The organism is Thioalkalivibrio sp. (assembly GCF_007692535.1).
In the GTDB taxonomy this organism is placed as follows: Bacteria; Pseudomonadota; Gammaproteobacteria; order Ectothiorhodospirales; family Ectothiorhodospiraceae; genus Thioalkalivibrio.
On sequence record NZ_REBW01000182.1, the window covers coordinates 17,807 to 32,463 of the forward strand.

Sequence of the window (14,657 nt, forward strand, 5' to 3'; positions counted from 1 at the left end):
ATAACGAAACCGTTTCCGTCATTTGGCCCGATCGCGATCCCGACAACACTGCCCTGCTGCCGACCCGTTCCCCGTCAACGCCAGAAAGGTTCGAGGCCATGGATGGTTTCGACATCCTCGGGCCAGGACACGACGTACCCGAAGCGGATCTCTTCTTCGCCCCCTGCCTGCAGTTCGGTGGTCCACGCGAGAACCCCGAGACGACCATCGACGTCGCGCTCGGCAGGCAGGGTGCTGCCCGGACTCAGTTCCACCTTGATGCGTTCGTCCCGTGGCACGGGCAGGCGATCGAGAACGGTCACGTTCAGGGCCCGGTCGTGCCGATTGTTCAGCGTGAAGCGATAGCCGCGCTCCAGTTTCTGCTGCCGGCGCAGCAGCCCTTCGCGCCCCGTGATGTCCCGATCCAGCTCGTGACGGATCTCGATGCGGTCATCGACCCCGAAGGCCAGGCGCAGGACCGCACCCGGCGCTACGGTACCCACGCGGGTCTGTCCAGCCAGCTGCCCATCCTGGAACAGATTCACCGTGCCGGGCAGCATCGGTGTCGCTCCCTCGAACACGGTTTCTGCAAACAGGTACGCGTCGGTCGAGAGTGCCGGGACCGCGCGGGCCGAGAGCTCGACCGCGTGCGACTCGGTTGCCAGCAGGAAGCGCTGCTGCCGGTTGTCGGCGGGCAGGCTGACCCGGCCGGGAACGCGATACTGACTGGTGAAGCCCGTGGTTTCCAGCACAGCCTTGTCCATGACCGGCGCCGGCGCCGCCATCATTCCCAGCGCATCCGCCTCGCGCCGCTGCGGCGCCCGGTGCGGTGGTGCGATGTCAATGAACCAGCTCTGCATTTCCGGCAGGCTTCCACCCAGGGCCGGACGTGACGTGGAGAGGTACAGAACCACGTCGTGCCATTCCTCGCCGGTGTTCTGGCGTACCTCGGCGCGCTGCACCCACTCCAGCGTCGCCCCGTCGGTATCGAGACGCGCCTCGTACCGAGGCGCCCAAGTCGCTCCAGGTACCTCGTATTCGAGGGTGATCAGGGCCGTCCCAGCGGCGTCCGCGTGGTAGTGGACTCCCGCTTCGACACTGTCGCGACGATCCGTGCGCAAGGCATTGAGCTCCCGCTCGATACGGGCGATTTCGGCGTCGACGTCGCGCAGATCCTTATCGATCCGGGCAATTTGCTCCAGCGTGTCGAGGGCTCCGTCGCCGATCAGGCCCCAGGCCCGGTGCCATTGCTCGGGGGACAGAGCCGGTTCCACGGCCCCGGCGTTCTCCGAAAGACGTTCGATGAAGCCGAGCTTCAGAGTCTGGGCCTGCCTGCCGTCGCTCAGATTGCGGCGTTCATCCTGCGCAGTCCGCAACGCCTCGGCCAGGGCGCGCTCCCCGGGATGGGCCAGGTCGCGGCCGTGTACGGTTCGCGTCTCGACGTGCTGCAGGCGTACACCACCAGCCCCCTCGGCGCGCACGCGCAGGCTCTCAGGGTTGAGCCGGGCTGGCAGGGCAGGGATTCGGACGACCCCCTCGCCCGCGTCGAGTTCGACCGTCTGCTCGCGCACGACATTCGCCCGGTCGGGGTACACGGTCACCTGGGTGATGCCGTTCCCCAGGGCCGGCGCCAACGGCAGTATGGCGGCAAGACCGAGGATCAGGGCGGCGATGGGAAGATAACGACACAGCGGGGCCATACGGGAATCTCCAGATGCGGGTGTAGCACGAGGGACCGGCTGGTCCGCGACAGGCGAGCGCAGTGGTGCGCAGTGCGCCCCGCTAGTCATCGAACAGGATGATATAGCCTCCCGAGCGCTGGTCGCGTTCCAGCTTGATCAGGCCGGTGCGGGCGGCTTCCTCCAGCAGGGCACTGAAGGACCGGAACCCGTAGTAGCTCTCGTTGAATCCGGGTTTGCGCCGCTTGATGGCCTGCTTGACCATCGAGGCCCAGACGGGTTCGCCTTCGCCGCGTTCCGCCTGCAGCGCCTCCGCGGTCTCCACGACCAACTCCATGGCTTCGTGCTGCTTGTCGTCGGCTTCCTGCTCCGAAGGCTTGGGCGGGGTCCCCTCCTTGCCGGCAGCCTTGGCCACCTTGCGCGGTCTGTGCGTCTTGCGGGCCTCCTCCCGGACCAGGTCATCGTAATAGATGAATTCGTCGCAGGCTGCCGTGAGCAGATCGGAGGTGGACTTCTTGACGCCGACCCCGATCACCAGCTTGTTGTTCTCGCGCAGCTTGGCCACCAGTGGCGAGAAATCGGAATCGCCGCTGATCACCACGAAGGCATCCACATGCCCCTTGGTGTAGCAAAGGTCCAGGGCATCCACCACCATGCGGATGTCCGCCGAGTTTTTGCCCGACTGGCGCACGTGAGGGATCTCGATCAACTCGAAGGCGGCTTCGTGCATCGGCGCCTTGAAGTCCTTGTAACGGTCCCAGTCGCAGTAGGCCTTGCGTACGACGATATTGCCCTTGAGCAGAAGTCGCTCCAGAACCCGTCGGATGTCGAATTGGGGATACTTGGCCTCGCGGACCCCCAGGGCGATGTTCTCGAAGTCGCAGAACAGCGCCATGTTTCTGATTTCAGGTAGATCTGGCATCGACTGAGGACCCCGTCCGAGGGCAGCGTGAGGGATGCCTCACTAGAGTACATGAATCTTCGGAACCGGGGGCAGAGTTGACCATTCTGCGGACCAGGAGTAACGTCCCGAAGAATTTTTTGGAGAACTCAGTTCCGTGCCTGCCGGCAAGAGCCTGCAGAACGGTTTCACCCCAAGAGCTCCGGAGGAAAGATGGAAGCCTTAGCGACTGCAGCGCTTTATCCCCAGATTCTCGTTCTTGCCATCATCGGTTTCGTTGCCTTCTATTCCTCCTGCACGGTCGGTATCCGCGCCGGATGGCTGGCCTACCATCCGTCCGTCTGCGGCACCGTCGGCGCGTTCGCCGGAGCCGCGATGGGTCTGGCGGCTGCAACGATTTAGGGTTTCCCATGCATTGAACCGGGACCCCGCTTCGCCGGGGTCCCGGGGTTAGCCGTGAGAGTCGGCCTCGTAAACTCCTTTCGTCAACGGGCTTCGCGCACCATGACCGTGAGCCGGGACGCGCAGACGAGTTCCTGCTGCTCGGTGACGATAGTTACGTCCCAGACCTGAATCGTCCGGCCGATGCTCACGGAGCGGGCACATCCGGTGACCAGGCCGGAGCGCACCGCCTTTACGTGATTGGCGCTGATCTCGAGCCCCATGGATACAAACCCCGGCTCCGCCGCCAGATTGGCAGCGATGCTACCAAGGGTCTCGGCCAGTGCCACCGAGGCACCGCCGTGCAGGAAGCCGAAGGGCTGGCGGGTGCGCTCATCCACCGGCAGGGTCCCGTAGAGGGCATCGTCCTCCACCGCCGTGATACGGATACCCAAGGCATGCATCAGGGTGTTGCGGTTGGCCTCGTTCAGGGCTTCGAGATCCACGGTTTTCTTCCAGATCGCCATAAGGGCTCCGTCAAGGCCCGCCACGCGCCGCGAGAGCCACGAGATCCGCACGCAGGATCTTCATGCCTTCGCTGCGAGGCAGGGGATGGAAGGCGACGGGCAGTTCCCAGGCGTTCAGGTACTGCCGCAGCCAGGTTCGAAGGGCATCCTGCTGGATCTCTCCGGTGGCGTCGAGGAAGGCCACCGGCCGCTGGCCGAATTCCGCATCGGCGCGCGGTACCACGACAGCCTGGGCAATCGCCGGATGTCGGTGCAAGACGTCCTCGATACGCTCGGGCTGGACGTTCTCGCCACCGCTGATGAACTGATGGTCCCTGCGACCCAGCACCTGAAATACCCGCTCGTCCCAGTATCCCAGATCGCGTGTATGGAACCAGCCATCGACATCGGTGGCAGGGACCAACCCGCCGTCTTCAAGATACCCGAGAAACAGAGTATCCCCGCGCACCAGGATTTCGCCATCGGCGGCGATACGGCACTCGCGGTGTGGCAGCAACCGGACCATGCCGTCCGGCCCCTGGACGATCACCTGGGAGCTCATCTCGGTGAGTCCGTAGGTCATGCACGCCGGCAGACCGCGGTCACGGGCCGAGCGCAGCAAGGCCGGCCGCACCGGACCACCGCCCAGCAGCACGCCGCGCAGGCCGGGGAGTGCATCCTGCCGGGCGAGCAGGCGCTGAAGCTGCGCCTCGACCATCGAGACGTGGGAGACCCGCAGGTCACGCAGGAAATCGGGATCCTCGACGCGCCCGCCGAGCACCACGGCCGCGCCGCCCAGCAGGCACCGGAACAGGATCGCCACGCCGCCCACGTGGAACCAGGGAAGCGAGAGCAGGTACCGGTCTCCGGGCGCCAGCGGCATGACGCTGGCCGACCCCACGGCACTCAACACATGGTTCCGGTAGCTGTGCACTGCAAGCTTCGGTACACCGGTGGACCCGGAAGTCAGGATCCCGGTGCAGGGCGCATCACCAACAAATTCCAGGGTCTCCGCTCTGGGGACACCTGAACCGGAGCCTTCCATCGCCGGCAACTCAGCGCCATCGGGGTCGAGCAGGCGCCCGATCCGATTCCGGGTCGCCAGCATTCGGAGTGGCTCCTCGGGCTGAGCGGGATTCACCGGCAGGACATGGAAGCCAGCACGCAACAGCGCCAGGAACCCGACCAGGCCCTCGACGCTGTGCGCAGCCTTCAGCGCCACCCAGGCCCCCGGACTCCCGATCGTCGTCAGCGTCCGGGCGCGTTCGCTGACGCGGTGATCCAGTTCGCGGAACGTCAGCCGCTCCTCCGGCCCGAGCAGGGCCGGGGCATCCCCGAAGCGCCGAGCCCCAACACGCAGGAGGCAGGGTTGTATCGCGACTTTCACAGAAGCCGATCCAGGTGTTCCAGCCCGTCCCTACCCAGAACGGGCCGCACGACCGGATCCTCCAGATACCGCGGCGGCTGCAGCAGTGCCATCGAGAACGGGCGGAAGGTATCGAGCCCGTGCGGCCCCTCCAGGCCCCAGAAGGTCGCCAGGCAGGCATAAAAGTCAAGGCTGAGATTGGACTCGTACGCGCCGCTGAGTACGGCCCTGATGCCGCGAACGCGGGCTTGATCGACCAGGTCGCGGGTTTTGGCAAGGCCGGCAAGCATCGGTTTCAACACCAGCGCGCCGAGGCCGGGCGTATCGAGATCCGGTAGGGAGTCCTGACGCAGGGTCTCGTCCCAGGCGAAGGGAATCCTGGTTCGATCGGCCCAGCCGGCGTAGGAAAGGCCGGGCCTGAGCGGCTCCTCCAGGTAGTCGATCCGCCGAGCGTCGATCGCGGCGCAGAGCTCCGTCGCCTGTTCCAGCGACCAGCTCCGGTTCGCATCCAGGCGAAGCCGGGCTCTCGGTTCCATGGCGTCGAGGAGCCGCCGGATGCGGTCGAGATCGGTCTCCAGATCCCCGCGACCGACCTTGAACTTGACGCAGGTCGCCGTCGCGGCGTCGGGGGGTATGGGCGCGTCCGGGTCGAGAAGCCTGCAACTGCGGATGGGGGGAGGCGAGGGCAGGGGCAGGCTCAGCTGCAGGCAACCGCTCTCCAGACCGAAACGCACGGCAGGTGCCAGCGCGTTGGACACTGCGGCCAGCAGCCCATCCACATCTTCGAAGCCGGGGTTCGCAAAGAATCCCTTGCACTGGCGGATGCAGTCCTGCAGGGATTCCCGACTGAATTCGGGCAGCGGCGCGATCTCGGACCAGACGACGCGGCCCTCTGCCTGCTGCCATTCCAGTAACAGGCCGTTGCGTTCGTCGATGGTCCGGCGGCCGAGTCGCAGGGGGTTCTTCAGCGGCACCCGGTAGCCCCACAGGTCCAGGTGCGTCACCGCCCCGAGGGGCGCCGCGATCATGGCTGCCGCTTGAACTTGCCGAAGTCCGGCCTGCGTTTTTCCAGGTAGGCGTTGCGCCCTTCCTGCCCTTCCTCGGTCATGTAGAACAGCATGGTGGCGTTCCCCGCGAGTTCCTGGATACCCGCCTGGCCGTCGGTCCCGGCATTGAACGCGGACTTGAGCATCCGCAGGGCGATCGGGGAATGCTCCAGGATCTGCCGACACCACGCCACCGTTTCCCGTTCCAGTTCCGCCAGCGGAACGACCGTGTTCACAAGCCCCATGTCCAGGGCTTCACGGGCATCGTACTGGCGGCACAGGAACCAGATCTCCCGAGCCTTCTTCTGGCCCACCACGCTGGCGAGGTAACTGGCGCCGAAGCCGCCGTCGAAGGACCCGACCTTCGGGCCGGTCTGGCCAAAACGCGCGTTCTCCGCGGCAATGGTCAGATCGCAGATGACGTGCAGGACATGTCCACCGCCGATGGCATAGCCCGCGACCATGGCAATCACGGGTTTGGGACAGCTGCGGATGTCCCGTTGCAGGTCCAGCACGTTCAGGTGATGGACGCCCTCATCGTCCCGGTAACCCGAGTCGCCCCGGACCCGTTGATCCCCACCGGAGCAGAACGCCAGGTCACCCTGGCCGGTCAGGATGACCACCCCGATCTGGTCGTCGAAGCGGGCATCGGCCAGCGCCTGCTGCATCTCCTTGACCGTGATCGGCCGGAAGGCATTGCGGACCTCCGGGCGGTTGATGGTGATCTTCGCGATCCCCTCCGCCTTGTGATAACGGATATCGCGGTAATCGCCGGAACAATCCCGCCAGTCCAGGGCAGGGACGATGGAGGTGAAATCGGCAGCAGATGGTTTCATGAAGAGGCGTGCTCGGCGGTGCACATGCGACGAATGAATCCCGCCACCGCTTCCGGCGCCAGGGCATGGCAGTTATGCCCGAGGCCATCGAGTTTGACAAGGGTGAGGTTGGGGACCAGCCCGGCCATCCGGTCGCCGACGGCGCAGAATTTCCCGTCCAGCCGCCCCACCAGAAATCCGACGGGCATGGTGAGCCGTGGCAGGTCATCCCAGCGGTTTGGCTGCCGCGCCAGGCTGGTGGAACGCAGCACTTCCGAGAGGATCCCCGGCAGCTGCGCCGAGCGGCGCTCGATGAAGGCGCGGCGTTGCTCGTCCGAGAGCGAAGCGAAAACCGGCTGCCGATACCAGTCCTCGAGGATCCGCGGCCACGGTTCGGTCTCGAACCGGCGCGCCCAGTCGGCGTCGACGACGGCGCGTTCCGCGCGTTCCCCGGCCAGCGGGAGGCCGGGGTGGGCCGCTTCGAGCACCAGGGCACTGATCCGGTGCGGATGCCGGCAGGCGAGATCCAATGCCAGGCGTCCACCCAGCGAGTAGCCGACCAGCGCAAACCGGGGCGGCAACAGCGGTTCCAGCTTGCGCCACAGCAATCCGGAATAGGCCGCGAAGGGGTCCTCTCCAATAACCGGATCCAGCGGTCTGCCATCGTGCCCGGGCAGATCCGGCAGCAGACAGTGAAACCGGGGCTGCAGAAAGCGCGCCACCTCGACCCAGTCGCCTCCCGTACCCAGGAATCCGTGCAGCATCACGATCGTCGGATGGCCGGCAGCCCCGGCCTTCAGCATGTTTGGTCGTCCCGGAGCCGACGGGTCAGCTCCTGCAGCAGTTCCGCGCTTTGGCCAGGTGCAAACCGCAGCTCGATCAGCGTGCAGCCCTGTCGTGCGCAGGCTTCGGCATACTCCGCGCGCAGCGCCGGGGCCGAGACGGGACAGGCGTAGCGCACGCCGAACTGCGCAGCGGCCTGTTGGAAATTCAGGCCGTGCGGAAGCTGAAACAGGGTCTCGAACCACTCGCCCTGTTCCTTCGCGGGAAGCAGGTTGAAGATCCCGCCGCCATCGTTGTTGAGGACCACAATCACCAGGGGCCCGGGACTGCGCGCGGCCAGCGCCAGGCTGTTCAGGTCGTGCAACAGGGACAGATCGCCCAGCAGCAGCGTCACCCCAACGCCATCCCTTTGGGCGAATCCGCAGGCAGTGGCGAGCAGGCCGTCGATGCCACTGGCGCCCCGGTTGGTCACGCAGGCGTTACCTAGCCGGGGGCGCGCGAACATGTCCATGAGGCGGATGCTGAGGCTGTTGCCCGGCAACAATGCCATGGTCGGCGGAATCTCCTCGCTGACGATGCGGGCGGCCGCGAGCTCCGAGAAGCGCTCGGCGAGAAACCCGTCCACGCGGGCACTCAGCTCCCGGGCGATGGGTGTCAGTCCCAGGTCTGTTTGCGGGAGCACGACGAGTTTCCGACAGAAGGCGGGGATATCCGCCTGAATCGCGACGGCCCTGTGCTCCGGGTCCAGATAGGCGGAGTGACGGCTGACCAGCCAACGTGGGCCCTCAAACGCCGAAAGCCATTGGTTGACCCGCTTCCCCGTCAGGCGCCCGCCAAACTGGAGAACCTGCTCCACGCCTTCGAGTACAGCCCGGCCGCGCGGGCTGGCAAACAGGAGGTCCGGCCCTTCCAGCACAGCGGGGTCGCGCAGCAGGCGCAGCTGGCTGCCGATATCGGTCACGATGGGAATCCCGAAGCGTTGCCCGAGTGCGAGCACGGCAGCGGCCTCTTCCGCTTCGAGCCGCCCCGCGACCAGCAGCAGGGGGCCGGTCAGGCGGGGCAGGTCGTCCGGTTCCAGGCCCTCCGTGCTCTCGTGGCGGCCGTCCTCGAGATCCGCCAGCCAGGCGCTGAAGTCCTGCTGACCCGTTGCTCCGTACAGTGGTTCATGGAAGGGCGCGTTGACGTGCACGGGACCTGCGTCGACCCCGTGCAGTCGGCGGAGAACGCCGTCGAGTTCCCGACCCAGGCGACCTGCGGACCAGGACGGGTCGGGGGAGGGCAACCGGAGTTCGCCGCGGAGGTGGGTCGCGAAGATCCCCAGTTGGTTGATGGTCTGGTTCGCGCCACAGCCGTGCAGTTCCTCGGGCCGGTCGGCGCTGATCGCGATCAGGGGTCGGTGGTCCTCGAAGGCCTCCGTCATGGCCGGGTGCAGATTGGCCACCGCCGTCCCGGAGGTGGTGACGATGGCGACGGGCCTCCGTGACGATTTCGCCAGGCCCAGCGCAAAAAAAGCGAGGCCGCGTTCGTCGAAGTGGCTATGCAGCGTGACATCGGGGTGATCCCGGCGGTAACGGGCTGCGGCGAGAACGAGGGGTGCGCTGCGGCTGCCGGGGGCGATGCAGAGGTCCTGGACCCCGTGCACGCGATGCAGGCGATCCATCAGCACATATGCCCAGGCCTCGTTGATGTGGCTGAACAGGCGTTTCAGCATCCCAACACGGACAGGAAGGATTCGATTTTGGCTTCCAGCTCGTTCCATTCCGCCTCGGGATCCGAGCCGTCCACGATGCCCACGCCGGAGTAGCACAGAATCCGATCCTGATTCACGAGCGCGGAGCGGATGGCCACCGCGAACTCCGAGTGGCGTGGCGAAACGATACCCACCGCACCACTGTACCAGCCCCGCTGCACCGTCTCCTCCCGCCGGATCAAGGCCTGTGCCGCGCCGCGTGGGAAGCCGCAGACCGCGGGGGTCGGGTGCAGGGCGTGCAGGAGTTGAGCGTCCAGCACCCCGGGCTTCAGGGTGGCGCTGATCGGGAGATGGCGGTGCTGGATGCGGTCCAGCTTGAAGACACCGGCTTCGCTTGGGCTGTCGGTCTCCGTCACCCAGGGTGCGATCTGGCTGCGCACGAAGCGGGTCACGAGGTCATGCTCATGCACCAGCTTGGGGTCGTCGCGGAGCCTGCGTTCCATGTCCGCGTCTTCCTCCCGGGTAAGGCCACGGCGAACGGTTCCTGCCAGGGATTCGGTCCGGATCTCGCGATCCCACCGCCGGTAGAGGCGCTCCGGCGAGCAACCCATGAACAGGTCATTCGCCTGCTCCATGGCAAAGCCGAAACTCCCGGGATTCGTGTCGCACCAGCGCTGCAGCACCCTGAAGGGCGCCACGGGCGCCGTCAGGCGGAGCTCGACCCGGCGCGCCAGCACGACCTTGTGCAGGCGGCCCTGGGCGATATCGCCCAGGATGTCGCTGATGCGTTCCCGGCATACGGATAAGTCCATGTCGTCGATGCGCTGTGCGACGCTGGGCGAAACCGCGTTTTCCAATGCCTGAGGCTGGAATTCCAGCCTGCACAGCAACTCGATCAGGTGCGTCTTCATGCGTACGAACTCGCCGGGGGACTCCGCCAGCAGGTTCACCGCAAGGTGGTGATCCAGGCCCCGCTGACGAAGCTCGATCGCGGGCAGCACGAAGCGCGCGGCGGGGAAAGCGGACCATTCGTCCCTCCCGTTGTCGCCGGCAAAGGCGAGGCCACCCAGGAAGAACGCATCCCGGCCCTCCAGGATCGCGTTGATCCTTCCCAGCAGGGGCGCGTGATCGTGAGATGAATGGGCCACGAGTTCGACCGCCGCACCGACACCGGCGACACTCATCATTTGCTCTCGGTCCTGCCAGAAGCAGCGCGCACCATGGGGGTTGACCTGCAGCCAGTCCAGCAGATTGATGCGGGGCACGGTTTCGCGCAGGTGCAGCAGCGCGCCCTCGCGAAAACGCCAGTTCTTGACCTGCTCGAGCAGCCGCGACACGGCTGCTTCAAAGGAGGCGGATACGGACGGAGCCCGGGTCCGCGGTCCGGGCATCGGGACGGCGTCGGTGCCTCGATGAATCCCGGCATCCCCGGGCTCTCTCGTTAGAACCCGGTCCTGCTCAACGGCGGCCGGGTGCGGATGGCGTGACGTCAAAACGGACTCTCCATGCCATCATGCCAGCGCCTTCCGCGAAGCTTGCAGATCGCGTAACCCGCAACGGCCGCCCGCTCGATCAACGCCGAAATCCACTGGCTGCCCGCGCGCGATTCGATTTTCTTCCCCGGCTGCTGCAACGCCACTCCCGATCCAAAACACGCTTGAACACGCTTACGTGATCGCCTTCGACGAAGGTAACCCGCCTCAGGGGTTCCGGCAATGCCGGCGGCCCCTTTCAGGGAGCAACCGGCCGTCGCGCCGCCAGCAACTCGCGATCGATGACCTCCCCATCCAGTGGCCTGTGATCGATGATCTCCAGACGCCCTTCCGCAGCGCCCGGATGCGGCTCGAGGCCCCCGACCCCGGCGACACGGTTGATGCTCACCCAGCCAGTGCTGGTGGCAACGACGCCCTTGACCCGATCCCAGGCGTCGCGGCGCAGAGTCTCATCCAGGCGCATGGGTTCGAATTGTACCGTTGGACCAAACCGCCAGCTACGCCCGAAATGTCCCTCGCCCCGCGATTCCGCGGTCCACCATTCCGGCCGGTCTGTCTCGAGAGGTTGGGGATCCCCGGATTCCGAGGTCTTCAGCCGATGGGCCGTGAGGAACGCGTGCGCTTCGGGGAAGAGGGCACGGCGGGCCGCGCTCAGGGGCAGGTCCAGCCATGCCGGATCCAGGTCGCCTCGTGACACCAGCGCAGTACGCAGTTTCGGGGGGTCCAGGGCGCGTGCAAACTCGAAGAAGGCCTCGCGATCCTGCTCGGTGTAGAGATCCGCCTTGTTGGCCACCAGCACATCGGCCAGGTGGATCTGGTCACACCAGGTTTCGTGCGCCCGGTGTCGGGCCGAGGCAAGGTGCCGTGCATCCATCAGCGTGATGGTGGCGTGAAGCTCCAGCACCGATGCGTAGAGCGTTCCCGTCAGTGTCTCGATGACCTGCGCCGGGTGTCCGAGGCCCGTCGGCTCGATCAGGATGCGCTGGGGGCGCTCCCGGCGAATGATGTGGTTCAGGCCAACCGTGAAGGCCTGGCTGGCGACGCAGCACAGGCAGCCTCCGGCCACCTGGCGGACGGCTACCTCACCATCGGCCAGCAGTTCCGCATCGACGCCCACTTCCCCGAATTCGTTGACGAGGACCGCCCAGCGCTCGTCCTTGGGCCGCCGCTCGAGCAAACGGCGAATGGCGGTGGTCTTGCCCACCCCGAGGAAACCCGTGATCAGGTGGGTTGGTATCGGCCGGGGCCTGCTGAACAGGGCATGAGGGTCAGACATGGATTCCCGAGCGTGCGCGATTCGCTGACCTGTTGGCAAGTGCCAGGACTACCCGATATCCGTAACCAACGCCGGACACGAGGCAGGCACGCCGTTTCTCTACCGGGCGGTCACACCTCCGCCCCGCGCAAAAGCACCCCCAAATGGAGAAGAAACATGGCAAGCTAGCGCGGGTACGCACCCTGACCCCGGGACACAGGGTCAGCAGAGATCCTGCGCGCCGGGAACTCACCCATCACAGGAGCCCGACCCTTGAACAGCGCCATGACCCGCATCGGGAAGGCACTCGCCGGCGGCCAACCGCTGGTTTACGTCCGTTGTCACGAGGAGGACCGGCTGGAACGCATGTTGAAGCAGTTGTCCGCGTCCCGTTTCACAGACGCCCGGCCGGTGCGCATCTGGACACTCACCCATGGATTTGTGGGTCAAATGGCGGGGGCGAATGGAACACACGATCCGGTCCAGGTCCTCCAGGGAATCCTCGCGGACCCGCAGGAGGCCTTTTACCTCCTGAAGGACCTGCCGCTGCTGTTCGAGACCCATCCCGGCGTGGTCCGCGGCCTGCGCGACCTGTACGAGTCGCTGTCCGGCAGCAGGACCTGCATCTTCGTGTCCAGCCCGATGTGGCGCATCCCAGAGGTACTCTCGCGGCAACTCTTCACGGTGGAGCTCGGCGCTCCGGACGAGCAGGAAATTCTTGCAGAACTAAGCCGCCTTGCGCCATCGCGCGACGGCGCGGACGCGCCTGCCGAAGCCTGGCTGACCCAGGCTGCGAGTTCCATGAAGGGCATGATGCTCAATGAGACCAGACACCTGATGCGACGTCTGGCAGAGGAGGGCAAGCTGGGTACCGAGGCCGCACTGGTCGAGATCCGTGAGGAGAAGGCGACGGCCCTCATGCGCGAGGCCTGCCTGAAGTACATTCCGGAGACGGTGGACATCGACCGCGTCGGGGGTCTCCAGAATCTCAAGGAGTGGGTGCTCACCCGCCGTGCCTTCTTCTCCGGAGAGCGGGCCGATGCGCGCGTAGCGCCGCCCTCCGGCGTGCTGTTCATGGGCGTCAGCGGCTGCGGCAAGAGCATGGCGGCGAAGGTCATCGCCAGCGCCTGGTCGCTGCCGCTGGTGCGTCTGGACATGAACCTGGTGCTCTCCGGAGCCTTCGGCTCGCCGGAGTATGCGTTCGACAACGCCCTGCGCCTTGCCGAGCAGATCGCGCCTCTGGTGCTCTGGATCGACGAGATGGAGAACAGCTTCGGCTATGATACCGAGAGCAAACGGGGCAACAACCCGAACATCTTCTCCAGCTTTCTGACCTGGATGCAGGAAAAGCCACCGGGTGTGTTCGTCGTGGCCACGGCCAACCGGATCCAGCTGCTCCCCGCCGAGGTCATCCGCAAGGGACGATTCGACCAGCTGTTCTTCCTGGATCTGCCCACCGAGGAGGAGCGCCTCGGGATCATTGCAATTCATCTGCGCACGGCCGGTGCGGATCCGGGTGCTTTCAACCTCAAGACACTGGCCGTCCTGACCAGAAGCTGGAGCGGGGCCGAGATCGAGCAGGGAATCAAGTCGGCCGCAGTGCACGCGTGGGAGGAAGGGCGCGAGTTGAATGAACGCGACGTCTTCTGGAGCACAGCGCGGATCGTGCCGTTGTCGAAGACGATGTCCGAACAGATCAAGGCGCTGCGCACCTGGTCGCAGGACCGTGCCACGCCCGCTTCGCACAAGGGCCTCCCTTGAGGCACATCGTCCCGTTCGCCCCGGTGGCACGGGCACCAGCAGGCGCGGCGGGTCGAAGCCTGGCGCCTGTCGAACAGGCATCACCGCCTGACCGGACAGACCCGGGGCAGGCGACGCCCCCGGCAAAGTGGGGACAAACCTACGCAATTGGGCGAGAATACTGCGCATGAGATCGCTCCATAGAATCCTGACGGTTTTCTTGCTGCTCGCCTGGCTCGCCGGCTGTGCGACGACCGGCACGATCCCGGGAGACGCCCGTTCCGCTTACGGCGTCGTGTCCGATGCGGTGGTGCGCGGAGATTGCACGGCCGCCGCCGACGCCACGGACGCCCTCGCGCAACGCTTCCCGGATAGCCCCTCACTGGACAATGCCAGGCTGGAAACGGCTTCCATCTGCATGGCCAGCAGGGAACCGGAACGGGCCCGGGAACAGAGTGGCAAACTGATCGCCGAGGCACCGTCGCATCCGCGGCTGGACCAGGCCTACCATCTCTATGCAGTCGCTGGTTACCAACTCTGGAAAGGCGACCATGGCACTGCCTCCGGTACACCGGAGCTCCTTGCCGATATCGAGACTGCCCGGGAGGTCATCGGGGATTTTCGGGAGTTTGTGACCCGCTTCCCGGACTCCGAGTACCGGGAAGAAGTCCTCCCTTACCTTGTCGACCTGCGCGAGGGTCTTGCGCGTTCGGAACTTCAGGTAGCCCGCAATCTCTTCGAGGCTGGCGAATTGGGGCAGGCTGCGGCACGCGCGGCGTACGTGGGTGAACACTTTCAGGACACGGAGAGCGCGCCGCGCGCTCTGACACTCGAGATGCAGGCGCTCGCAAGGATCGATGATCCGCTCCCGGTCGCCATCGTTGCGGCACCGGTCCGTGCCGCGGAACGCACACCGGCAGAGGCGGAACCCGTCCGGGTCCGACCCGCCCCCCCTCCCGCACCACCCGCGGCTGCGCCTGAGCCGCGGCGCCCGGCCGAAGTCGCTGCTGCACCACCCACGGT

General features: G+C 66.0%; 13 protein-coding genes. 3 read left to right on the plus strand and 10 right to left on the minus strand.

The features are described 5' to 3' along the window. Positions 1 to 74 precede the first annotated feature (74 nt). Complete coding sequence (locus EA346_RS10665) at positions 75 to 1,679, minus strand: mucoidy inhibitor MuiA family protein (RefSeq protein ID WP_296758400.1); 1,605 nt, start codon at positions 1,677 to 1,679, stop codon at positions 75 to 77. Positions 1,680 to 1,761: 82 nt separating this feature from the next. Continuing rightward, positions 1,762 to 2,553, minus strand: coding sequence for an NYN domain-containing protein (locus EA346_RS10670; RefSeq protein ID WP_296758401.1), 792 nt, complete (start codon positions 2,551 to 2,553; stop codon positions 1,762 to 1,764). 219 nt (positions 2,554 to 2,772) lie between these two features. Between EA346_RS10670 and EA346_RS10675 the strand changes: the two genes are divergently transcribed. Beyond that, on the plus strand, positions 2,773 to 2,961 hold the full coding sequence (locus EA346_RS10675; RefSeq protein WP_296758402.1) for a hypothetical protein: 189 nt from the start codon (positions 2,773 to 2,775) through the stop codon (positions 2,959 to 2,961). Between the two features lie 83 nt (positions 2,962 to 3,044). On the opposite strand, the gene EA346_RS10680 is transcribed toward EA346_RS10675, so the two are convergent. The 8 genes from EA346_RS10680 to EA346_RS10715 form a co-directional block, all read right to left on the minus strand. Next, entirely contained in the window at positions 3,045 to 3,467 is a 423-nt protein-coding gene (locus EA346_RS10680; RefSeq protein WP_296758403.1) for a hotdog fold thioesterase, read from the minus strand. Between the two features lie 10 nt (positions 3,468 to 3,477). Beyond that, complete coding sequence (locus EA346_RS10685; protein WP_296758406.1) at positions 3,478 to 4,833, minus strand: AMP-binding protein; 1,356 nt, start codon at positions 4,831 to 4,833, stop codon at positions 3,478 to 3,480. Continuing rightward, complete coding sequence (gene menC / locus EA346_RS10690; protein ID WP_296758407.1) at positions 4,830 to 5,840, minus strand: o-succinylbenzoate synthase; 1,011 nt, start codon at positions 5,838 to 5,840, stop codon at positions 4,830 to 4,832. Before menC ends, EA346_RS10685 begins: the two co-directional genes overlap by 4 nt. Beyond that, on the minus strand, positions 5,837 to 6,694 hold the full coding sequence (gene menB / locus EA346_RS10695; RefSeq protein ID WP_296758410.1) for a 1,4-dihydroxy-2-naphthoyl-CoA synthase: 858 nt from the start codon (positions 6,692 to 6,694) through the stop codon (positions 5,837 to 5,839). Before menB ends, menC begins: the two co-directional genes overlap by 4 nt. Continuing rightward, positions 6,691 to 7,476: a 2-succinyl-6-hydroxy-2,4-cyclohexadiene-1-carboxylate synthase gene (menH, locus tag EA346_RS10700; protein WP_296758412.1), complete on the minus strand. Its 786-nt coding sequence runs from the start codon at positions 7,474 to 7,476 to the stop codon at positions 6,691 to 6,693. Before menH ends, menB begins: the two co-directional genes overlap by 4 nt. Then, entirely contained in the window at positions 7,470 to 9,167 is a 1,698-nt protein-coding gene (gene menD / locus EA346_RS10705; protein WP_296758415.1) for a 2-succinyl-5-enolpyruvyl-6-hydroxy-3-cyclohexene-1-carboxylic-acid synthase, read from the minus strand. The genes menH and menD overlap by 7 nt, the downstream gene beginning before the upstream one ends. After that, positions 9,161 to 10,483, minus strand: coding sequence for an isochorismate synthase (locus EA346_RS10710; RefSeq protein ID WP_296758418.1), 1,323 nt, complete (start codon positions 10,481 to 10,483; stop codon positions 9,161 to 9,163). Before EA346_RS10710 ends, menD begins: the two co-directional genes overlap by 7 nt. Before the next feature lie 394 nt (positions 10,484 to 10,877). Then, entirely contained in the window at positions 10,878 to 11,915 is a 1,038-nt protein-coding gene (locus EA346_RS10715; RefSeq protein ID WP_296758420.1) for a GTP-binding protein, read from the minus strand. A gap of 252 nt (positions 11,916 to 12,167) precedes the next feature. On the opposite strand from EA346_RS10715, the gene EA346_RS10720 reads away from it, so the two are divergent. Together EA346_RS10720 and bamD are read left to right on the plus strand one after the other, a co-directional pair. Then, on the plus strand, positions 12,168 to 13,655 hold the full coding sequence (locus EA346_RS10720; protein WP_296758422.1) for an AAA family ATPase: 1,488 nt from the start codon (positions 12,168 to 12,170) through the stop codon (positions 13,653 to 13,655). Positions 13,656 to 13,821: 166 nt separating this feature from the next. Continuing rightward, the coding region (gene bamD, locus EA346_RS10725) for an outer membrane protein assembly factor BamD (protein ID WP_296758424.1) at positions 13,822 to 14,657 on the plus strand (836 nt) is incomplete at its 3' end.